At 69.3% G+C, this 19,910-nt stretch carries 16 protein-coding genes; 4 read left to right on the top strand and 12 right to left on the bottom strand.

Annotated features, from left to right (window positions below; translation table 11 throughout):
• Nucleotides 1-2: 2 nt before the first annotated feature.
• Nucleotides 3-482 carry a CGNR zinc finger domain-containing protein gene (locus tag ACFXKZ_RS48955; RefSeq protein WP_380013791.1) on the top strand — a complete coding sequence of 160 codons (480 nt, stop codon included), beginning with the start codon at nucleotides 3-5 and terminating at the stop codon, nucleotides 480-482.
• Nucleotides 483-611: 129 nt separating this feature from the next.
• On the opposite strand, the gene ACFXKZ_RS48950 is transcribed toward ACFXKZ_RS48955, so the two are convergent.
• Complete coding sequence (locus ACFXKZ_RS48950) at nucleotides 612-1,340, bottom strand: TetR/AcrR family transcriptional regulator (protein WP_380013788.1); 729 nt, start codon at nucleotides 1,338-1,340, stop codon at nucleotides 612-614.
• 125 nt (nucleotides 1,341-1,465) lie between these two features.
• Between ACFXKZ_RS48950 and ACFXKZ_RS48945 the strand changes: the two genes are divergently transcribed.
• A complete protein-coding gene (locus ACFXKZ_RS48945) occupies nucleotides 1,466-2,503 on the top strand; it encodes an amidohydrolase family protein (RefSeq protein WP_380013785.1) in 1,038 nt (345 codons plus the stop codon).
• A gap of 464 nt (nucleotides 2,504-2,967) precedes the next feature.
• Nucleotides 2,968-3,261: a hypothetical protein gene (locus ACFXKZ_RS48940; RefSeq protein ID WP_380013782.1), complete on the top strand. Its 294-nt coding sequence runs from the start codon at nucleotides 2,968-2,970 to the stop codon at nucleotides 3,259-3,261.
• Between the two features lie 315 nt (nucleotides 3,262-3,576).
• Here the strand turns inward: ACFXKZ_RS48940 and ACFXKZ_RS48935 are convergent, their stop codons facing one another.
• The 5 genes from ACFXKZ_RS48935 to ACFXKZ_RS48915 all read right to left on the bottom strand — a co-directional run bounded on the left by ACFXKZ_RS48935 (nucleotide 3,577) and on the right by ACFXKZ_RS48915 (nucleotide 10,302).
• Nucleotides 3,577-4,305 carry a GntR family transcriptional regulator gene (locus ACFXKZ_RS48935; protein ID WP_380013779.1) on the bottom strand — a complete coding sequence of 243 codons (729 nt, stop codon included), beginning with the start codon at nucleotides 4,303-4,305 and terminating at the stop codon, nucleotides 3,577-3,579.
• A 513-nt stretch (nucleotides 4,306-4,818) separates the two neighbouring features.
• The gene (locus ACFXKZ_RS48930) at nucleotides 4,819-6,807 is read right to left on the bottom strand and encodes a dipeptide ABC transporter ATP-binding protein (protein ID WP_380013776.1); all 1,989 of its coding nucleotides are present in this window, start codon (nucleotides 6,805-6,807) and stop codon (nucleotides 4,819-4,821) included.
• Nucleotides 6,804-7,673, bottom strand: coding sequence for an ABC transporter permease (locus ACFXKZ_RS48925; RefSeq protein WP_380013773.1), 870 nt, complete (start codon nucleotides 7,671-7,673; stop codon nucleotides 6,804-6,806). Before ACFXKZ_RS48925 ends, ACFXKZ_RS48930 begins: the two co-directional genes overlap by 4 nt.
• Nucleotides 7,670-8,635, bottom strand: a complete 966-nt coding sequence (locus tag ACFXKZ_RS48920) for an ABC transporter permease (protein WP_126642353.1) — start codon at nucleotides 8,633-8,635, stop codon at nucleotides 7,670-7,672. The genes ACFXKZ_RS48925 and ACFXKZ_RS48920 overlap by 4 nt, the downstream gene beginning before the upstream one ends.
• Before the next feature lie 65 nt (nucleotides 8,636-8,700).
• On the bottom strand, nucleotides 8,701-10,302 hold the full coding sequence (locus ACFXKZ_RS48915) for an ABC transporter substrate-binding protein (RefSeq protein WP_380013769.1): 1,602 nt from the start codon (nucleotides 10,300-10,302) through the stop codon (nucleotides 8,701-8,703).
• Between the two features lie 319 nt (nucleotides 10,303-10,621).
• Here ACFXKZ_RS48915 and ACFXKZ_RS48910 point away from each other — a divergent pair, with 319 nt between their 5' ends.
• Complete coding sequence (locus ACFXKZ_RS48910) at nucleotides 10,622-12,262, top strand: PucR family transcriptional regulator (RefSeq protein ID WP_380013766.1); 1,641 nt, start codon at nucleotides 10,622-10,624, stop codon at nucleotides 12,260-12,262.
• Between the two features lie 9 nt (nucleotides 12,263-12,271).
• Here ACFXKZ_RS48910 and ACFXKZ_RS48905 read toward each other — a convergent pair whose 3' ends face one another.
• The 6 genes from ACFXKZ_RS48905 to ACFXKZ_RS48880 all read right to left on the bottom strand — a co-directional run bounded on the left by ACFXKZ_RS48905 (nucleotide 12,272) and on the right by ACFXKZ_RS48880 (nucleotide 19,859).
• The gene (locus ACFXKZ_RS48905) at nucleotides 12,272-13,114 is read right to left on the bottom strand and encodes a M55 family metallopeptidase (protein ID WP_380013763.1); all 843 of its coding nucleotides are present in this window, start codon (nucleotides 13,112-13,114) and stop codon (nucleotides 12,272-12,274) included.
• 54 nt (nucleotides 13,115-13,168) lie between these two features.
• Nucleotides 13,169-14,272 (bottom strand): P1 family peptidase, encoded by a 1,104-nt coding sequence (locus tag ACFXKZ_RS48900; protein ID WP_380013760.1) that lies wholly within the window; start codon nucleotides 14,270-14,272, stop codon nucleotides 13,169-13,171.
• Nucleotides 14,256-15,950: a CocE/NonD family hydrolase gene (locus tag ACFXKZ_RS48895; RefSeq protein ID WP_380013757.1), complete on the bottom strand. Its 1,695-nt coding sequence runs from the start codon at nucleotides 15,948-15,950 to the stop codon at nucleotides 14,256-14,258. The genes ACFXKZ_RS48900 and ACFXKZ_RS48895 overlap by 17 nt, the downstream gene beginning before the upstream one ends.
• The gene (locus ACFXKZ_RS48890; protein ID WP_380013754.1) at nucleotides 15,947-17,623 is read right to left on the bottom strand and encodes a CocE/NonD family hydrolase; all 1,677 of its coding nucleotides are present in this window, start codon (nucleotides 17,621-17,623) and stop codon (nucleotides 15,947-15,949) included. The genes ACFXKZ_RS48895 and ACFXKZ_RS48890 overlap by 4 nt, the downstream gene beginning before the upstream one ends.
• Complete coding sequence (locus ACFXKZ_RS48885) at nucleotides 17,623-18,642, bottom strand: 1-aminocyclopropane-1-carboxylate deaminase (protein ID WP_380013751.1); 1,020 nt, start codon at nucleotides 18,640-18,642, stop codon at nucleotides 17,623-17,625. Before ACFXKZ_RS48885 ends, ACFXKZ_RS48890 begins: the two co-directional genes overlap by 1 nt.
• Before the next feature lie 164 nt (nucleotides 18,643-18,806).
• A complete protein-coding gene (locus ACFXKZ_RS48880) occupies nucleotides 18,807-19,859 on the bottom strand; it encodes an alanine racemase (RefSeq protein WP_380013748.1) in 1,053 nt (350 codons plus the stop codon).
• Between the last annotated feature and the right edge of the window lie 51 nt (nucleotides 19,860-19,910).

Raw genomic sequence — 19,910 nt, 5'->3', positions numbered from 1 at the left:
CGATGAACACGCTGCTGGACCTGCTCAACAGCAGGCCGCTGGTCGACGGGGAGGAACAGGACGCGCTCGGCGACCCGACCGAAGGCAGACGCTGGGCGCGGGAGCACGGCGGCGAAGGCAGCCTCGCGGAACTGGCGCTGCTGCGCGAGACGCGGGACATCCTGCAGGACGTGGTGCGCGGGGAACGCCCGCCCGCCGCGTTGGGCCCGCTGCTCAAAGGGGTACGCCGAATCCCTGAAATCACCTCGGACGGACTTCGGTGGACGGTCGAGACGCCGCCGCACGCCCGGGCGGCCGTCGAGGCGGTTCTCGCCTGGGCCGCCACCGAGGAGCAATTGCCCGGCCGGCTGCGCCCGTGCGCCAACGACGAGTGCCGGCTGTTCCTGCTCGACCGCAGCCGCGCCAACCGCGCCCGCTGGTGCTCCATGGCGGTGTGCGGCAATCGCGAAAAGGCGCGCCGCCACTACGAACGCACCCGCTGACGCGTTCCCCGTGCCGGTGAGAACGGGCGCGGCCGGGTTGCGGCGGCGGCTTTCCGTGTCTGCTCATCGAGGCGGCCGGGCGCCTCGGCGTGACCGTGCCAGTCGGCCGAACGGTTGTACGGATAACGGTTATACGGACAGTCGTTGCAGCCATTCCGCCAGGAGCTGCTGTTCGGCGGCGCTGAGGGTGCTCTGGCCGGGCAGCGCCGCGCGCAGGGCGCGGGCGGCGCCGGCCGGCCCCGGTTCCCGCACGGCTGGCTCCCGGGCGGTGACGGTGGTGATCATCGCTTCGCGCAATGTGACAAGGAGTGCGGGGTCCCGCTCGGACTCGGGCACGGACAGCCAGGTCACGATGGCGCCGCTGGCCGTGGCGTGAACGATCTGCGCTGCCAGGCCCTCTTCCACGCCCAGGAGGCCCGCGGCAGCGATGCGGCGGATCCGCTCCTTCAGGCGCTCGAAACCGATCCGGAAGACGGCGGCGGACCGCGTGGGTTCGCCGTACATCAGCGTGTACAGCGCGGGATTGGCCAGTCCGAACTCGACCACGACGTCCCAGCCATCGCGCAGTTCCCCGACCGGATCCCGCGGGTCGGGACCGATGTGCTGCTTGGCGGCCAGGAACCGGGTGAAGCCGTACTCGGCCACCGCGTCCAGCAACCCCTCCTTGTCGCCGAACAGCCGGTACAGGGCAGGTGGTTGCAGCCCGGCGGCGTCGGCGACCGCCCGGGTGGTGACCGCATCGCGGCCGCCGCGCTCCAGCAGGTCGATCGCGGCGTCGACGACTCGGCGGCGCGTCTGCTCGCGCGCGTCGGTGGTGGGCTCCGCGACAGGCTGCGTCCGGGTCGGTTCGACAGGCATGGAACAACGATAACGCGGTTGGGAGTACAGCGGCAATAACGTTGATACCCCTACCGTGTTAGCGTCGATAATATCGATGGTAGCGTTGGTGATGTTCCATTGAAAACTCATGCGAGGGAGCCGTCATGTCCGACCGTCTGCGGATCATCGGAGTGGAAGAGACCGTCGTCGTACCGGCCGTCCGCGACGCGTACCGGCGGGCCGGATCACCGCAGATCTTCTCGCGTGGCTTCGGCGACAGCCCTGTGGCGAAGAACCTGCGCGAGGCCGGCGAGCGGCGACTGGCGCACATGGACGACCAGGGCATCGACGTCGCGGTGCTGTCCCTGTCGTCTCCGGGCGTGCAGGACCTGCCGGAAGCCGACGCCGTCGCGGTGGCCCGCGACGCCAACGACCAACTCGCCGGGATCGTCGCCGCCCGGCCCGACCGCTTCCAGGCGTTCGCCGCGATACCGACCCAGTCACCGGCCGCTGCCGCGGCCGAGTTGCGGCGCGCCGTGTGCGAACTGGGTTTTCCCGGAGCCATGCTCTACGGCCGCACCGGGGACAAGCCGGCCGACCATCCGGACAACGACGAGCTGTACGCGACCGCCGAGCGACTGGCCGTGCCGTTGCACTTCCACCCGCAGACGCCGGTCCAGCCCGTCCTCGACGCCTACTACTCCGATCTCCCGGAACCCATGGGCCCCCTGCTGGCCGGAGCCGGACTCGGCTGGTACTACGACCTCGGCGTCCAGTACTTGCGCATGATCTTCTCGGGGGTCTTCGACCGCTTCCCCGACCTGCAGGTGATCGCCGGACACTGGGGCGAGGTCGTCCTGTTCTACCTCGACCACACCGGCTTCTTCGCCGAGGCCGGCGGTCTGCGGCAGCCCCTCGCCGACTATTTCACGCAGAACTTCTGGGTCGCCGGCAGCGGCACCAACAGCCCCCGCTACCTGCGCTGGACCGCCGAGGTGATGGGCACCGACCGGATGCTGTACTCCACCGACTATCCCTTCACCTACGGCTTCCGCCCCGCCGGCTTCCCCTACGTCGACACCAGCAACGGCGCAGCCCGCTCCTTCCTGGAGAACTCGCCGTTCACCGACGAGCAGAAGGCCGACATCGGCCACCGCAACTGGGAACGCCTCACCGCCCGCGCCAAGCGCCCGACGGCCTGAAGCATCCCGTACAGGGCCAGCCGAAATGCCGCCACGCGCTCCCGGGCCGCTCCGCCGTCAACCCCCGCACCGGCCAAAGGGAACGCGCCACAGCATCTTTCCCACTCACCACCAGGGTTCTCCCTCGCTCGTCGGCGTGTTCGCCGGCGAGGTGACGCAAGAGTGTCTTCCCACCGGCTCGGGCGTGTTCGATGTGTTGTCCACCTCAACAGCAGGGAGGAGCGCTGCGTTCCTCCGTCTTCCTCAATGTTCCCGTCCTGTTTCAAGGCGCCGATTGACCGATATCGCAGTGCTGACCCGCAGTTCGCAGGCCCCGCACCGTCGTCACGCCGAAGGGCCGTTTCCTGCCAGCACAAGCGTTCCGCCTTCGTCGTCACAAAGTGACCTGGCTCGACGCGGCTCGACCGCCAGGGGATTGCCACAGCGGGTCCCTTCGGACAGGGTGCCCGGACCCTGATGCGGGCATGGCGAAGCCACGGACCACCAAATTGGTGAAGGCGCACCACCCCGCCGCGCTGTTCGCCGGACTGCTCAAGCACGAACCCGGCACGTGGCCGCGCCGAGTCAGCGTCGCCGACAGCCCGGCGTGCCAGGTCCTGCCCGTCGACGTCAACCACTCCCCCGGGCGCACCGACGACGGAACCTGGGGCGGGCGCCTGGCCCTGTCGGCAGTGTGTGGCATCGCCGACGAGGAATGCGCCCCGCATCGGCGCCGGCCGCCCCTACACCTTGGGCGGGGGAAGGGGCACTGTCATTGAGTGGGGTGTTTTCCGACGAGCCGGGGCTTTGCTTGGGCGTGTGGCCGAGGGGATGTGGCCAGTCAGGCAGGTGGCTTGTGGGCTGGGATCGGGGCACTGTGAGGGCGCGCGGGGGCGGCCCTCGGGCGCTTTGCCTTGGCCTCGGTTGGGGAGACGGGTGGATCGTGTCGGCCGGGGCCGGTGGTCTCTGCGGCCTGGCCGTGCCCGCGGCGGCGCCCGTTCCTCGGGTCTCCCGAGGTCGGACCGGATGTGGGCAGACGTTCGGGAGACCTCGGGCGGGGCCCGGGTAACGGGAAGTGCGGCAGGCTCAGTCGCTCACGGTTCGGGCGTCGGGTCAGTCCACAGCGAGCGGATGTGGCCGAGGTGTTCGGACATGGCTCGATGTACGCCTTCACCGTCTCCGGCGATGAGCAAATCGAGGATTTTTGCGTGCTCCTGTGCCGTGACGACCAGCACGGCGCGCTCGGGGAGCGCCATGAGGCCGTACAGGTACGAGCGCTTGCGCAGGTCACCGACTACCTCGATCAGACGCTGGTTGCCGGCGAGGGTGAGCAGGCCGAGGTGGAACCGCCGGTCGGATTCCAGGTATCCGACGAGGTCGCGTCGCTCCGCGGCGGCCACGATTGCGGCCGCCACCGGGCGCAGTGCCTCCAGTGCGGCGCGGTCGGCCGTCCGAGCCAGACGTACCGTCACCGGGATCTCGATCAGCGAGCGGATCTCGGTGTATTCGTCGAGGTCGCGGCCGGAGAGCACGGCTACCCGGAAGCCCTTGTTGCGGACCACCTCGACCAGGCCCTCCTTGACGAGGTCGAGCACGGCCTCGCGGACCGGGGTGACCGAGACGCGGAACTGGGCGGCCAGGATGCGCGCCGAGTAGACCACATCGGGGCGTAGCTCGCCGGCGACGAGTGCGGCGCGCAGGGCCTGCGTCACCTGGTCGCGGAGGCTCCTGTGCCCCTGCACGCGCGGCAGGTTGAGCGGCTGGTCTCCGGTTTCCGCCACGGGGGTGGTGGGTCCGGTCGACACCTCGGCGTCTGCGATCATCCGGTGGTTCCTCCGATGGCGTGGTCGTGTCTACGGTCACTGGGCAATGTCACCGTGGACCCGCCGCTCCGGTCGGGTCGTCGGCAGGCTCGCCGTGCAGGTGCCGGCGTGTCGGATGGTCGTCGGCGGTGATGGTGAAGGCCGGCGGGGTCGGCTCTTGTGGTGCAGCGCCGGGTGGCGCGGGTTCGGGCCGATCGCCGGCAGGTGGTCGGGCAGGTAGGGGCTGAAGCCGTGGTGGGCGCGCAGTGCGGCGCCTCGGCGAGGGCCGGGAACACGGCGCCATCGCTTGGGCGGCGAGCCGGCGCGGCGCGGGTTTGGATTTGCGTCACCCGTCCAGCGGCAGGTTCCGCAGGTGGACGTCACCTCCCCGGCGCCGACCCGCCCGCATGCAAACCGGCTCGACGTCTGCGCCAGGCACTGTGAGGTGAATGCAGGCAACCGCTCTCCGGTCCAGGAAGCGATCCTCGCCTGGACGAGCCGGTCCTGTTCGCAGGAGTTCGGGAACCGGGGTGATCACGCCGCCCCATGAGTATCTCCGCCGTCGCACGCTTCTCCTGTAAGGTCCCGATCGCGTCCACCGGTTCGCCGCCTGCCGCCTGCGGGTGTGCGTCGGGCTTCCGTCGTGACGGGTGCGTCGATCCAGGCAGCACCCGACCGGGGGATCGACTGCAACAGTTTGACGGTGTACGGGTCGGTCGGATGGTCGAGGATTCGGTCCACCGGACCGGATTCGACGAGACGTCCGCGATGCATGATGCAGACGCGCTCGGTGATCTGCCGCAGCATCGAAAGGTCGTGCGTGATGAAGATGAAGCCGACTCCCCGTTCGCGCCGGAGCGTTGCGAACAGGTTGATGATCTGGGCTCGTACCGAGACGTCCAGAGCGGAGACGGGTTCGTCGCAGACCAGGAGCCGCGGGTCGACCGCGAGTGCCCGGGCGATCGCGACACGTTGACGCTCTCCGCCGGAGAGGGCGGACGGTTTGCGTTGTGCATACGCGGGAGGGAGGCCGACCGTCTTCAGCAGGTCGGCCACCCCTCCCGCGGTGTCCTTGACGCCGCGATCGTGCGACCTGATCGCCTCGGACAGGGTCGATCCGATGCTTCGCATCGGGTTGAGGCTCGCGTAGGGATCCTGGAAGACCATTTGCACGGTCCCACGAAGGCGACGTCGGTCCGCGGCGCTCAGTCGGGACCAGTCGTGCGCGGGAACGCCGTCGATGCCGATGTCTCCGCTGGTACACCGCTCGAGCCCGAGGAGAGTACGGGCGAGGGTGGTCTTGCCCGAGCCCGACTCCCCGACGATGGCGACGCTCTCGCCTTGGTTCACCAGCAGCGACACCCCGTCGAGCGCGGTGACGGTGCGCTTCCCGATGCGGAACTCCTTGCGCAGGTCCCGGATTTCGATCAGCGGTCGCTCCGATCGCGCCTCGCTCATCGGGGGCTCCGCGACGTCGATCCGGGCGCGCTTCGCCTCCATGGCGGCACCGATCTCCGGCAGACGCACACACGCCGACCGGCGCAGCCTGCCGACTTCGAGCAGCGGCGGCCGTCCCTGGCGGCACGTGTCCGCGACCCACTCGCACCGGGTGGCGAAGGCACAACAGTCCACGACCTCGCGGGCCTTGGGGACCGACCCGGGGATGGAGGGAAGCTCGACGACCCGGCGGTCGAGCGAGGGCTCGGACAGCAGGAGGCCCTGGGCGTAGGGGTGCAGCGGCCTGGATTCCAGGTCGGTGGCGGGCGCGACCTCGATGAGCGAGCCGCCGTACATCACGTGGATGCGGTCGCACATCGCGAAGGCGACACGCAGGTCGTGGGTGATGAGTACGAGGCTCATTCCCCGCGCCTTCTGGACGCCGCGCAGCAGGGTGAGCATCTCCTTCTGGGTCGTGACGTCCAGAGCCGTCGTCGGTTCGTCGGCGATCAGGATCTTCGGATCGCGGGCGAGCGCCGCGGCCACCGCGACGCGCTGGCGCATTCCCCCGGAGAGCTGGAAGGAGTACCGGTCCGCCACGGAGGGGTCGGTGAGTCCGACCTCGGCGAGTCGGCGGAGGACCTCCGCCCTGCGCTCGGATCGCGGCGGGCGTCGGCGGCCGTCCCACATCAACGACTCCTCGATGATGCGCCCGCAGCGGAACACGGGGTTGAGCATCGTGAACGGGTCCTGGAGTACGAACCCGATCTCGCGTCCTCTGACGTGGCTCCACTCGCGTTCGGACAGCTCAAGGAGGTTGCGGCCGCCGTACTCGACCTCGCCGCGGGCGACGAGTGATCCCGGCAGGAGACCCATGATGGCGCGGGCGGTCAGGGATTTTCCGCTCCCGGACTCGCCGACGATCCCGACCGTTTCGCCCGGGGCCAGGTCGAGGTCGAAAGAGGACACGATGGGGTCGGTACCGTCCGGACCGACCGTGTCGACGCCGAGGTTGCGCACCTTCAGGACGGTGTTCGAGGTCGTCTCGTGCGCGGTGGGGTGGTGCGACGTCCCGGGGGCGATCACTTGCTTCCTCCACGACTCGAGAGCGACTCGTACAACCAGTCGCCGATGATGTTCATCGAGACCGCCGTCGCCACGATCATGGCGCCGGACGCGAGTGCCGCCGCGGGGTTCTCGAAGAGCAGGTTGGTTCCGTCGCTGAGCATGCGGCCCCAGTCCGGCGAACCCGGGTCGACCCCGAAGCCGAGGAACGAGAGTCCGGAGAGCGCGACGATGGCGCCGGCGAAGGTGAGGAACGCGTTGGCGACGGCGGTTGCGGACAGATTCGGCCAGATGTGGAGGATCATGATCCGTCGATTCGACAGGCCCAGCGCGCGTGCGGCTTCGACGTAGGGCAGGGTCGCCTGCTCCAGCGTCGCGCCTCGGATGATGCGTGTGTCGAAGGGGATGGTGAGTACGAGGAGGAGGGCGACCGCCATCCAGTAGCCCCCGCCGAAGGCACCGGCGACGACCACGATGATGAGCAGTCCGGGCAGCGCCCACATGAAGTCGACCCAGCGCATGAGGACCGCGTCGACGGCACCGCCCTTGTATCCGCTCCACAGGCCCAGCAGGTTCCCGATCAGCATGGAGCCGATCGTGACGACCAGCGGGCCGACGAACGCGGTGCGTGCTCCGACGATCAGCCTGGAGAAGACGTCTCGACCCAGTTCGTCGGTGCCGAGCCAGTGGCCGGAACCGGGCGGGGCCAGGACCTCCGTGAGGTGTTGCGCGGCCGGGTCCTGCGGGGCCAACGCGGCTCCGAAGACGGTCATGAGGACGACGCCGGCAACGATCACCAGGCAGACCAGTACGGGCCAGGGCAGGCGCTTCGAGCGGCGGCGCGTGGGCTTCCCGAGGTCCCCGAGCTGCGGGACGATGGCACTCATGTGGTCGACCTTCCGTGCCGGATCCGGGGATCCGCGGCCATGTAGAGCAGGTCCGCCGCCAGGTTCGCGACCATGATCAGCGCGGCCACCAGCAGCGCGATGGCCTGCAGGGTCGGGAGGTCCTGGCTCGCGGCGGAGCGCACGAGCAGGTCGCCGATCCCGGGGATCGAGAAGGTGACCTCGACGAGGACCGCTCCGGTGACCAGGGAGGCGAGCAGGGGCACGCTGACGGTGATCACGGGGATCAGGCCGTTGCGCAACGCGTAGAGCAGGTACACCCGGCGAGACGTCAGTCCGCGTGCTCGGGCGAAGGTCACGTAGTCCTGGTCAAGCACCTTGATCATCACGGCCCGCGTGTGCTTGACGATGAGCCCGGCGCCGGCGATCGCGAGCGAGATCGCAGGGAGGGTCAGGTGCCAGAGCTTGTCGACGAAGCCGGTGCCGGCGCCGAAGACCGGGAACCAGCCCAGAAGCACGCCGAAGACATAGAGCAGGGCCACCGCGCCCACGAAGACCGGCGTGCTGAACCCGACGATCACCGACGCCACGATGCCGCGGTCGACGGCCGTCGATTTCTTCGCCGCCGCGGCCAGGCCCAACGGTATTCCGATGAGCATGGTCAGCACGTAGGCAACGCCCGCGAGGATGAGGGAGTTGGGCAGTCGTGCGTTGATCTCGTCGGTGACCGGGAGTGTCGAGACCGAGGAGTTCCCGAAGTCGAACCGTACGGCGTCCTTCAGCCAGATCCAGTACTGGGTGAGGAACGGTTCGTTCAGGTGGTACTGCCGTCGCAGCAGTTCCTCGGTCTCGGGGGTGCGCCTGCGGGTGCCGAGCAGGTTGCCCACGGCGTCGCCGGGGGTGATGTACAGCAAGGAGAAGATGACGAACGAGATCAGCACCAGCATCCCGGCGTAGACCAGGATCCGGCTCACCACCAGGGAAGCAGTCGCTCGTGTTCGCATCGTTGCCTTGTCTCGTCGGGGCTTTCGCTCGGTGTGGCCGCGGCTCTCCCGGCCGCGTCGTGCGATCACGACGCGGGCTTGAGTTGCGCCACCCACGCGGCCGGACCGTACGCGGAGGAGAAGGGGTTCAGCTCGGGCCACGCGAACCTGCCGGACAGCGCCAGAGCGTTCTTGCCGAGGTAGAGGGGGATGTAGGGAACATCCTCGGCGGCGAGCCTGTCCAGGGCGGAGTACGCCTGGAATCGGCCGGCCCGGTCGGTCGTGGAGATTCCCGCCTTGACCAGCTTGTCGGCCTCCGGGTTGCGGTAGGCGGCGTAGTTCGCGTAGGCGACGTCGGCCTGTGAACCGTCGAGGAGGAAGCCGGCCGTGGTGTTCGGCTCCTCCGAGCAGTCCAGGCGCTGGATCGTGAGCTGGACCTTGTCCTTGGCTGCTCCTTCACCGACGCGCTGGGTGTACTGGGCCTCGGAGAGGACCTTCACGTCGAGTTCGATCCCGGCCTTCGCGACCATGCCTGCGATGGCCTGGGCGATCTTGGGACGGACTCCGTCCTCGGGAACCTCGAATGTTCCCTTGACGCCGTCCGGGTGGCCGGACCGCGCGATCTCCTCCTTCGCCTTGGTCAGGTCGAACCCGTACGTCGGGAGCGAGCCGATCATGGCGTCGATGTCCGTCTTGTCGGCCACCTTTGCCAGGACCTGGGCCGGGAGCAGGCTGTCGTAGGGAACCGCGTCGTCGCCTTCGGCGATCGCGAGGTCCTTGCGGTTCAGCGCGTAGGCGAAGGCGCGCCGGACGTGCACGTCGTTCCAGGGGTCGACCTGGGTGTTCAGCGACATGAACGTCTGCTTGCAGCCGGGGACGCTCACCGGCTTCGCCTTGGAGCTCGCGGCGAACGCCCGGGGGTCCGCGAGCGGGTACACGGCGTCGAGTCCGCCGGACCGGTAGGCGAGCGCGGCGCTGGTCACGGTCTTGAAGGGTTTGACCGACACCTTGCGGATCGTGGGTTTGCCGCCCCACCAGTCCGGGTTGGCGGAGAACTCCGCGCCTTCGGTCGGGTTCAGGGTGTCGACCCTGTACGGCCCGGTCGCCATGGTCAGGGTGCCCGGCTTGCCGAAGTCGGTCTTGTGCTCGTCGTGGAACTTCTTCTGGAAGATGCTCGCTCCCACGCTGGCGAGCAGTGACAGCACACTGGCCTCGGCCTGTTTCATCGTGAGGACGACGGTGTACGGGTCCTTCGCGGTCACGTTCGCCACGTTCATGAACAGCGACTCGTACGGTGACGGCGACAGGCGGTCGTAGTCGAGCGAAGCGACCACGTCGGCCGACGTCATCTCGGTGCCGTCCCAGAACTTGACGCCCTTGCGCAGGTGGAAAACGTACGTGAGGGCGTCGGGGGTGTCCCACGACTCCGCGAGACCCGGGGCCAGTTGGCCCTCGGCGTCGGCGGTGAGCAGGGCGTCGTAGACCGTGGCGAGCAGGGCGTTGCCCGAGGTCAGCGTGAGCGGGTCGACGCTGTCGAGGCTGTCCGCGACGATTCCCCACCGGAGGTGGTCTGCTTTCCCGCCGATGGCTCCCGGCTTCTCGGCGCCGTTGCAGCCGGTCAGCAGCGCTGCCACACATACGCCGGTGGCGCCGACCGCCACGAGTCTCTTGGACCTCTTACGCGTCATGACCGTCCTCCTCGTGCCGGGGATCCGACCCCGGCCGATTGTGTGCCGCCTGCTCGAACGTGATCAGGCTCACGGATTCGGACGAGAGTAAGTCCGTGGATCGGAACGGTTCTGGTGACGATCTTCCAAGTTTTCCCGCCGGAATCGTTCGGCCGAACGAACTTGCGCAACCTTCCCTTCACCTTCGCCCGGGTCCGCCGGAGGTTGTGGCCGTGGGTCGCGCGAACGTCATTTTTGGTAACCAAAGATGAACAGGAGTCGCAAGTTCGTTCACTTTTCCCAAGACGTGCGGTCGGGCTTCTCGTAAGGTACGGAAGGTATGAGCGAGATGTCCGAACCACAGCGTGCGAGCCTGTCGAGGATCATCAATGACCTGGGTGGCACGTTCCTCGAGGTGGTCGTCGGTGACGTGAAGGCGCACGAACAGGTCGGCGCCGTCGTCATGCACGACCCCGGAGACGGCAGGGCGCTTCCGCCCGAGGCTCTGGTCCTCGGAATCGGCGTGTACGGCGCCTCCGACGTCACGGAGCTGCTGCGCCTGCTCGGGACGCGGAACGCCGCGGCGTTGATCGTGCGGGCGCCGCTGGACCGCGCGCCGGAAGTCCTGGATGCCGCCCACGACTCGGGCGTCGCCCTGCTCACCCTGACGGAGGGCGCGGACTGGCTTCAGCTCGCCGACATGCTCCGTACCGTCGTGGCGCAGGACGATGTCGGGGACGACGTGACGAGCACCCTGGGCGGTGTCTCGGCGGGTGACCTGTTCTCGCTCGCCAACGCCGTGGCGGCGCTGATCGACGCGCCCGTCACCATCGAGGACCGTCGCTATCGGGTGCTGGCGTTCTCGGGGCGACAGGACGAAGCCGACGCGGCGCGCATCCGGACCATCCTCGACCGCCAGGTCCCCGAGGTCTATCTCCGCGAGGACGAGGGTCGGGGCGTGTTCAAGGCCCTGTACCGCACCGAGGGGCCGCTGTACGTCGAGGCCTCCAGGGTCAGCGAGAACGAGATCCCGCGCCTGGCCATCGCGGTGCGCGCCGGCGACGAGATCCTGGGGTCGATCTGGGCGGCCGTCGCCGGACCGCCGTCCCCGGAACGGTCACAGGCCCTGATCGACGCCGGCAAGCTCGTCGCGCTGCACCTGCTGCGTCGACGAGCGGGAGCGGACGTCGACCACCGCCTGCGCGCGGATCTGGTGGCCACCGCTCTCGAGGGAGGGCCCAAGGCCGCCTACGCGCTCCGACGCCTCGGGTTGCTCGGGAGGACCGTCAATGTCGTCGCGATGGACATCATCGACGACGGCGTGCACGAGACCGATCCGTCGCGGCATGCGAGTGATCGTCAGCGTTTGGCGGACGCGTTCGCGATGCACTTCAGCTCGGTCGCTGCACGCTCCGCGACGGCCCTGCTCGGCAACGTTTCGTACGGGCTGATCCCCCTGACCGGGAGCGTCGAGCAGAGCGAGCAGCGCACCAAGCGACTCGCGGTCGACTTCCTCAAACGCACGGGGACGCGGGTGCCGGCCGTCATCGGCGTCGGCATCGCGACCGGCGACCCGATCCGCCTGGACGAGTCGCGGGCGCGAGCCGACCGCGCGCTGCGCGTCCTGCGCGCACGGGGAACGCCGGGCACGGCGGCCACGATGTCGGAGGTGCACTACGACGCGCTGGTGCTGGAGCTTCAGGACCTGACCCTGGCGCATCGTGCCCCGGTGGCCGGCCCGTTGAGCCGGATCCTCGAGTACGACGAGCGGCGCAACGGAAGCCTGCGCGAGACACTCGAGTGCTGGCTGAACGCCTTCGGCGACATCCACGCGGCGGCGGCCCTGGCCGGGGTGCACCACAACACGTTCCGCTACCGGCTCAAGCGGCTCGGCGAGGTCGGGGAGATCGATCTGGAGAGCCCCGACGAGAGGTTCGCGTTGATGCTTCAGCTGCGTCTGATGAACCCCGCGGTCGAATGAGTCGCCGCGTCACGGCGCGGCGCTCGCCTGCGTGGCGACCACGTGCGCGGCCAGCGCTCCGGCGACGCCGATGAAGGCGTAGATCTCCTCCACGTCGGTGCACCGGATTCGCACGGTGTACTCCGACGTGCGTTCGGCCGTCGCGACCATGGCGACGAGGTCGGCACTCGCCGACAACTTCAGGTCGATCTCCACCTCCAGCGCGGGCGGGACGATCGCGGGCCGGACCGACGAATCCGCGACGGCTCGCGCCGCGCCTTCCCGGATGCGCGCGCCGGCGGTGGTCGGGGACAACGCCTCGGCGGAGGTGTACGAAAGGTGGCGCTTGACCTCGACGCGATGCACGCCCTCGACGCCCGCGATCCCGGCCGAGCAGGTCCGATCGTCTCCCGTGATGAGCTTCACCGGAACTCCGAACCGGCCGGCGTACAGGGCGTTGACGTCCGCTTCGGAAACGGCCCGGCCGTTCAGCCGAAGCTCCGTCCAGAACCCCGTGAACGTGTGCGAGAGCACCCCGGAGGCGCCCGCGGCGGCGTGGTAGCCGATGAACAGTGCCGCGTCGAAGTCGCCGTCGAGGCCGTGCACCATGCCGCAGGTGCGGGGGCTGCCGTTGATCAGCCGTGCACGTGGGTCCAGCTGCGCGGGCACGATGTTGTCCATCGGGCCGTGGCTGTCCGCCACCACCACCCGGGTCGCTCCCGCGTCGAACGCCCCGGCGACGGCGGCGTTGGCCTCCGCGGTCATCAGTTCCTGGCTGCGCGCGTAGGTGCGGTGTCCGGGGACAACGTTGTGCAGGCGCGAGACACCCGCGACGCCCTCCATGTCCACGCTGATGTAGATCGCACCGGTCATCAGACCCTCCTCCTCGATACCTGGATGCATGGATGCCTGAGAGGCGGACGTCGGTCAGCGCACGTCATGGAAGGCCGCACGGAGGTCCTCCGGGTCGAGCCCATACGCGGTGAAGCCGCGCGCGCCGGTCATCGTGGGGGCGGCGAGCATGGCGTTGACGATCGACTCCTCGGTGGCCTCGACCACGGCGCGGAACAGGTCGTCCAGCGCTTGATGCGGGACCGCGAAATGGCGCGTCAGCGGCGGGTATCCGCCCGCATAGCCCTCGGTGGGCACGTTTTCGGTCGCCGTGGAGAAGGCGAGCATGATGTCGCCGCTCGAGTCCTGGATGCCGCCGCCAACCCGGCCGACGCCGATGCCGGTTCTGGTGGCCAGCCGGCGGCACTGGTCGGGCAACAGCGGGGCGTCCGTCGCCACGATCACGATGATCGATCCGGAACCGGGCGGCATGGACGGCTCTCCCCCCGGCTCGATCCGCCCCGGCAGGGGGACCTGTGCCAAGCGTCGGTGGCGGCCCACGGGTCGGCCGTCGACCCTGAAGTCGGGGCGGGTCCCGTGGTTGGCCTGGACGAGTACGCCGACGGTCCAGCCGCCGGCGCGCTCGTCGAGGCGACGCGACGCGGTGCCGATCCCGCCCTTGAATCCGTGGCACACCATGCCGGTTCCCCCACCGACACTGCCCTCGTCGAAGTCGGCGGACGCCGACGCGTAGGCCGCTCGGACGTGCTCGCCGGTGACGAACTGGGCGTTGCCGCTGTTGAACGACAGGTCCGCGGTCTCGCCCACCACCGGCAGGGAGAAGGCGTTGCGGAAGGTGTCGTGAGCGGTGTCGATCGCGACCAGGGTGTCCCTGACGACGCCGACGCTGTGGGTACCCGTGATGGCCAGGTCCGTGGTGAGCAGACCACTTTCGCGAACCCACTCCAGACCCGTCATCTCGCCGTTGCCATTGAGCGTGGCGGAGCCCGCGAACAACGGCCGGGTCCGTACGTGTCCCGGCCGTGGGCGCACCACGGTCACCCCGGTGCGGGCGATGACGTCGTCGTCGCGAATGACGGTGGTGTGCCCGACGGTGACGCCGGCGACATCGCTGATAGCGTTGCGTGGTCCCGGGGAAAGGATTCCTGTCTCGATGCCGAGGTCACGAAGCCTGGTCATGGGTTTCCTCTCGGTGCAGGGGAAGTTCGATCCTGCTGGGCAATCGGGGTCCGTGGGACACGGAGTGGGAGCCGCGTTCGGCCTCCGTGGCGCCGAGGTAGTCGGCGGATCCGAGGTTGACGGCGTAGAGCGGGAAGAGGCTGGAGGTCACGACCAGGCGCAGAGCGTGCCCCGGCTGGAACTCGTGCGCCACCTGCGTCATCGGGATCCGGTAGCCGACCGGGACACCCGACCGAAACGCGGGCACCGATCCCGCGCGCACGACCCCGTGTGCCAGGTGAACGGTCCTCGTCTCGCCGGGGAACACGTCCTCGAGGGAGACCACCCAGTCGGCGTCGTCGCGATCGGTCTCGGCGAACAGGTGGACCACCGGTGTGCCGCGGACGAGTGTGGGGACGTCGACGGTCGCGGACGTGTACGTGAGCGTGTCGTCGCGGCCGGTCGCGAACGACGTCTCGAGGGTGAATGCCGCCGAGCCGGTCCGTGAGAAGGACCCATGACCCGGCTGCCAGGGCACGGGGTTGTCGGGATCGTGGACGAAGTGATCGACCGCCTCGCGGGTCGGTGCGTGGGGTGTCAGCTTCCCGTCTCCGATGCGGGTGTTCGCCCGCCCGGCGGAGGTCAGCCACAGGGTCTCGACCTCGTCGGCCGCCGACCACCGGTCGAGGTCCTCCCAGGCGTTGCGGCCCGTGACGAAGACACGTACCGGGGCGGGAGCCCGGGGCGACGGGTCGTCTCGCAGGTGGTGGTCGAACCACTCGACGAGCAGTTCGTCCGGGTCGACGACGGAGCCGGGCCCCCACTCGACTCCACCCACGATGCTCACGGGTCTGCGGGTTCGGGCCGAGTCCCACGGCCCGATGACCAGCGAGTGCCGCCCGCCGGAGGAGGAGACGCTCTCCCAGTGCTTCATCGTGGCGCTCAGTCCGCCGTCCCACCAGCCGGATACCAGGAGGGTCGGCGCCGCGTTCGTCTCCGCCCCGCCTCCTGAAGTCAGGCTGCTCCAGTGCGGGTCCCGGGGTTCGAGGTGGGCGAGCCAGTCGGGCCACGGCGCGTCCGGCCTGCCCAGTGCCTCGTGCATGCCGGACAGCGGCCGGCTGCGGAAGATCGACCTCCAGGGGGGTGCGTCGACGGGTCCTCGCACCCGGCCGCCGACGAGGTGCATCCAGAACAACCAGTCGAGTCGGACGGCACCGCCCCGTGTCGGCAGGCCCTCGGCGGCGGCGAACGGAGACCACACAGCGAGCGCGTCGACCGGAGCGGCCGACGCGGCGGCCAGCGCCGCGAACCCCGCGTAGCCGGCGCCGAAGGAGCCCAGGCGGCCGTTGCACTCGGGAAGGTCGCGGGCCCAGGTCACGGTGTCGGCGCCGTCGGTGGCCTCGTGGCGGAACGGCTCGAACTCGCCGTCCGAGTCACCGCGGCCGCGCACGTCACCCGCGACCACGATGTATCCGCGTGCGGCGAGCAGCTTGAAGCGGTCCGAGGGGACCTGCGGCGCCGTGCTCGCGGGAGGCTTCTGGTCCGCACGGTTGTTGTCATACGGCGTCCGGGTGACGAGGACCGGGTAGTCACCCGGGTCGGCTGGCATGTAGACGTCGACCGACAGTTCGACCCCGTCCCGTGCCTCGACGCGTACGTCGAAGCGGGAGCGCACGCGGGAGACGTCGGTGAATCTCATTCCGCTCCTTTGGTGTTCTCGATGGGCAGGACGAGCCGCGAGGGGTGCTTCGGACCGTGGTGGACGGTCACGCTCACGACGCGCGAGTCCACCGCGTCGGCCCAGGGATCGCCGGTGCCGAGGTTGCGTGCGAAGGCCGGGAACGCGCCTGCCGTGACCGCGAGCGCGATGCGGTGGCCGGGCAGGAACGTGTGGTGGAGCCAGACCAGCGGGATACGCAGTCCGACGATCTCCCCGGGGTCGACGGGTGCCGAGCCGGGCCCGGAGCGCATCGAGACGCGCTGGAGCCCGCACGACCCGAGTTCGCTCCCGACGAGCATCATCCGGCCGTCGGGATGTACGTCGAGAAGCATGACGCTCACGTCCGCGTCGGGGGCGTCCAGCGAGACGAAGACCTCGAGCTCGGCCCGACCACTCGCGTCGACGGGCTCCTTAAGCGTCGGGCCTCGGTAGACGAGGACATCGGGGCGGCGCAGCAGGTAGCGCTGGTCGTGGGGTGGGTCGCTCCAGGCGAACAGGTCGAGGTTGGTGAAATCCCGGGCCGGCTCCTCCGGGTCGAACACGTACGTGTCGAAGGCCGTTTCCCCGGGAGTCGGCGTGAGTTCGCCGTTCCCGTTCAGCGTGCGGGCATCGCCGCCGCTCGTCAGGTACCAGTGTGTCGACTCGACCGCGGTGGACGGCCACTCGTCCAGGTCTTCCCACCGCATCGTCCCGGTCCGGAAGACCCGGCACGGATGGACGTCGGCATGCTCGTCCTCGTCCTTGAGGTGCCGGGCCAGGAAGCGCTCGACGTGTCCGACGGTGTCCATGACCGACCGGGAGACGTCCAGTCCTCCCAGTACCGGGCTCGGCGAACGGTTTCCTCCGTGGTCCCAGGCTCCGATCAGGAGCTGCGACCGGGCACCCGCGGGCGACTGCGCCAGTCGGACCCATGTGGCCATCGTGCTCTGGTCGTCCCACCAGCCGACCGTGACCAGGACGGGCAGGTCGAGGTTCGCCCAGTCGTCGTCGCCGAACACGAAGTCCTTGCCGAGGTAGTCGATTTCCCCGTCGACGTACATGGGCCACCACCGTCCGCCGGTGCCGACCTGTTCGTGGAGGGTGCGCAGCGGCAGGTGTCGGATGTTCGGCCCCCACGAGGGGGCGCCGTAGTGCTGTTGGGTCCGTCCGGTCACCTGGTGGAACCACCAGCTCCAGTAGAGGTGCGGGACACCTGTGTCAAAGCTCGGTCGCGGGCCGAGGTCGGCGACTCCGATGGCCATCGGTGCGATGCAGCGCAGGTGTGGCGGCCGGGCCCGCGCGGTCCACCACTGGGTGAGACCTTCGTAGCTGAGCCCGACCATGCCGACCCGGCCCGTGCACCAGGTCTGCTCGGCGACCCATTCGATGGTGTCGTAGCCGTCGTCGCCGTCGTGCACGAAGGGCTGGAAGTCGCCGTCGGAGTCGCCGCGTCCTCGCATGTCGATCATGACGTAGGCGTAGCCGGCGGCGACGAGCCGCTGCATCCAGATTCCTGGCTTGCGGTTGTAGGGGGTCCGTGTCACCACTGCCGGAAATGGACCGTCACCGGCCGGGACCGTGATGTCGGCGGCCAGTTCGATGCCGTCGCGCATGGGGATGCGACAGTTCCACAGGGCTCGGATCTCTGTGGTGCTTCCCTTCGGTGCGGGCATCAGAAGGCCTTGGCGTACGCGTTCAGTGCCTGTTGGCCGCCGAGGTGCGCGTACAGCACGTTCGAGTCCTTGGGGATGTCGCCGTTGCGGATGAGGTCGATCAGGCCCGCCATCGACTTGCCTTCGTAGACGGGGTCGATGATGATCCCTTCCGTCCTGCCGGTGAGGCGGATCGCGTCGAGGGTCGAGGGGACGGGGATGCCGTACTCGTCGCCGGCCCAGCCGGGGAGCACGGTGATCTCGTCCTGGCGCAGGTCGCGCTTGAGCCCGATGAGCTCCGCGGTCCTGCGGGCGATGCGATCGACCTGGTCGATCGTCTTCTCGAGCGTGGCCGACGCGTCGATGCCGATGACCCGTCGGGGACGGCCACCCGCGTTCTGGAGTGCCGCGAAGCCCGCGATCATCCCGGCGTGTGTCGAACCGGTGACGGTGCAGACCACGATGGTGTCGAAGAAGGTGTCGAGTTCCCGCTCCTGGCGGGCCACTTCGTACGCCCAGTTGGCGAAGCCGAGACCGCCGAGCCGGTGGTCGGATGCGCCGGCGGGGATTCCGTAGGGCTTGCCGCCGCGCCTCTCCACGTCGTCGAGCGCCTGCCGCCACGAGTCACGGAAGCCGATGTCGAACCCGGCGGGGTCGAGTCGCACCTCTGCACCCATGACCCGGCTGAGCAGGATGTTGCCGACTTCGGTGCTCAACGGGTCGGTCCAGGAGGGCACCCAGTTCTCTTGCACGAGGACGCATCCCAGCCCGAGGTGGGCGGCGACCGCGGCGACCTGCCGGGTGTGATTGGACTGGTGGCCACCGATCGACACCAGCGTATCGGCCCCCTGGGCCAGCACGTCGGGGATGAGGTACTCCAGTTTGCGGGTCTTGTTACCGCCGTAGGCCAGGCCGGAGTTGCAGTCCTCCCGCTTCATCCAGATCGAGGCGCCGCCGAGGTGGGCGCTCAGACGTGGGAGCGGGTGCACCGGGCTGGGGCCGAAGGTGAGCGGGTGGCGGGGGAAGTCCTCCAAGGACACGGGTCATTCTCCTCTGCGGATACGGAGATCGCCGACGAGGCCGTCAAGGGGCCTCACGCGATCGAATCGTCATTCATCCGGATGCCTCGCCTCGTGAACGAGGCCGAACCTCGAGTCCGTCCCGGGCCGGACCGGGCACGAGCGGGCCGGGGCCGAGACACGGCCTAGCTGTTGCGTCCTCGCGCGGCGACGGCCCAGGGACGCATGCCTCCTTTCTCGTCGACCCAGAGGTACTCGGCCAGGTTGACGGCGGCACAGCAGTGGTTGGGAACCACCGCGACCTGGCTTCCCAAGGGAGGCAACGGGGCTTCGCCCATGTCCACGACGGCGTGGTGCTCGGAGACGAGAGTGATCCGGGCGTCCGGGTGGTCGAGCAGGCGTCCTCCTCCGGTGTTGAAGGCGGCCCTGTCGGCGGCGAGCACTTTGCCACCGGAGTCCAGAACCGCGCGGCCGCCGGCATGGCTGACGACCGTCGCACGACAGGTGAGCGCGATCTCCTGGGAATCCATCACCCCCAACTCCCACTGCTGGGCGTCCCCGAAGACGTAGACCCCGGGGCGCGCCTCGGTGATCGTCTCGGTCCGGGTGTGGTCCAGACTCGGCGTCGATCCCCCGCTGACCACCGCGACCTCGATTCCGGTGTCCTCCACGGCCGCGCGCGCGGTCGAGAGCGCTCGCGCCTCGTCGACTGCGGCCGTCACCCCGCCGTCCCTTGCATAGCTGTGTCCCGGAAAGGTGAAGACTCCCCTCACCGTCGACCCCGAACTCGTCGCGGCGGTCGCGATCAGTCCGGCTTCCGAAGGTCGGCAACCACTGCGGTGGTGGCCGCTGTCCACCTCGATGACCACCTCCACGCCGTAGCGACCCACCATGCGACCCGCCAGGGTCGCGCCTTCGACCGAGTCCACGCCGATCGCGACGCGGGCCTTGTAGGCCAGGGCGCCGAGCCGGCCGGCCGCCTGGTCGTCGACGTGCAGCGGGTAGGCGACGAAGAGGTCGGTCATACCGCTCTCCGCGAAGACTTCCGCCTCCCCGATCGTCGCCACCGTCAACCCGACGGCGCCGGCCGAGATCTGGCGCCGGGCGATCCGGGGCGACTTGTGGGTCTTGGCATGAGGGCGGAGCGTGAGGTCGTTCGTCGAGGCCCACTCTGCGGCTCGGAGGATGTTCCGGTCGAGCCGCTCCAGGTCGACGTGCAGGTAGGGGGTGTTCGGCATGGCAGGATCCTCCTCTTCCGATCGGCGCCCTGATTGGTGAATCGATCCGAA

Origin of the sequence: Embleya sp. NPDC059237 (assembly GCF_042754105.1) — a bacterium.
Taxonomy (GTDB): Bacteria; Actinomycetota; Actinomycetes; order Streptomycetales; family Streptomycetaceae; genus Embleya.
Note: the sequence above shows the minus strand (reverse complement) of the source record. Positions and strands in the feature narration are given on the sequence as shown.

Excerpts from the sequence above, each read along its gene's own strand:
- ACFXKZ_RS48955 (WP_380013791.1), top strand. The coding sequence starts at position 3 with ATGAACACGCTGCTGGACCTGCTCAACAGCAGGCCGCTGGTCGACGGG.
- ACFXKZ_RS48950 (WP_380013788.1), bottom strand. The coding sequence starts at position 1,340 with ATGCCTGTCGAACCGACCCGGACGCAGCCTGTCGCGGAGCCCACCACC.
- ACFXKZ_RS48945 (WP_380013785.1), top strand. The coding sequence starts at position 1,466 with ATGTCCGACCGTCTGCGGATCATCGGAGTGGAAGAGACCGTCGTCGTA.
- ACFXKZ_RS48940 (WP_380013782.1), top strand. The coding sequence starts at position 2,968 with ATGGCGAAGCCACGGACCACCAAATTGGTGAAGGCGCACCACCCCGCC.
- ACFXKZ_RS48935 (WP_380013779.1), bottom strand. The coding sequence starts at position 4,305 with ATGATCGCAGACGCCGAGGTGTCGACCGGACCCACCACCCCCGTGGCG.
- ACFXKZ_RS48925 (WP_380013773.1), bottom strand. The coding sequence starts at position 7,673 with ATGAGTGCCATCGTCCCGCAGCTCGGGGACCTCGGGAAGCCCACGCGC.
- ACFXKZ_RS48920 (WP_126642353.1), bottom strand. The coding sequence starts at position 8,635 with ATGCGAACACGAGCGACTGCTTCCCTGGTGGTGAGCCGGATCCTGGTC.
- ACFXKZ_RS48915 (WP_380013769.1), bottom strand. The coding sequence starts at position 10,302 with ATGACGCGTAAGAGGTCCAAGAGACTCGTGGCGGTCGGCGCCACCGGC.
- ACFXKZ_RS48910 (WP_380013766.1), top strand. The coding sequence starts at position 10,622 with ATGAGCGAGATGTCCGAACCACAGCGTGCGAGCCTGTCGAGGATCATC.
- ACFXKZ_RS48905 (WP_380013763.1), bottom strand. The coding sequence starts at position 13,114 with ATGACCGGTGCGATCTACATCAGCGTGGACATGGAGGGCGTCGCGGGT.
- ACFXKZ_RS48900 (WP_380013760.1), bottom strand. The coding sequence starts at position 14,272 with ATGACCAGGCTTCGTGACCTCGGCATCGAGACAGGAATCCTTTCCCCG.
- ACFXKZ_RS48895 (WP_380013757.1), bottom strand. The coding sequence starts at position 15,950 with ATGAGATTCACCGACGTCTCCCGCGTGCGCTCCCGCTTCGACGTACGC.
- ACFXKZ_RS48890 (WP_380013754.1), bottom strand. The coding sequence starts at position 17,623 with ATGCCCGCACCGAAGGGAAGCACCACAGAGATCCGAGCCCTGTGGAAC.
- ACFXKZ_RS48880 (WP_380013748.1), bottom strand. The coding sequence starts at position 19,859 with ATGCCGAACACCCCCTACCTGCACGTCGACCTGGAGCGGCTCGACCGG.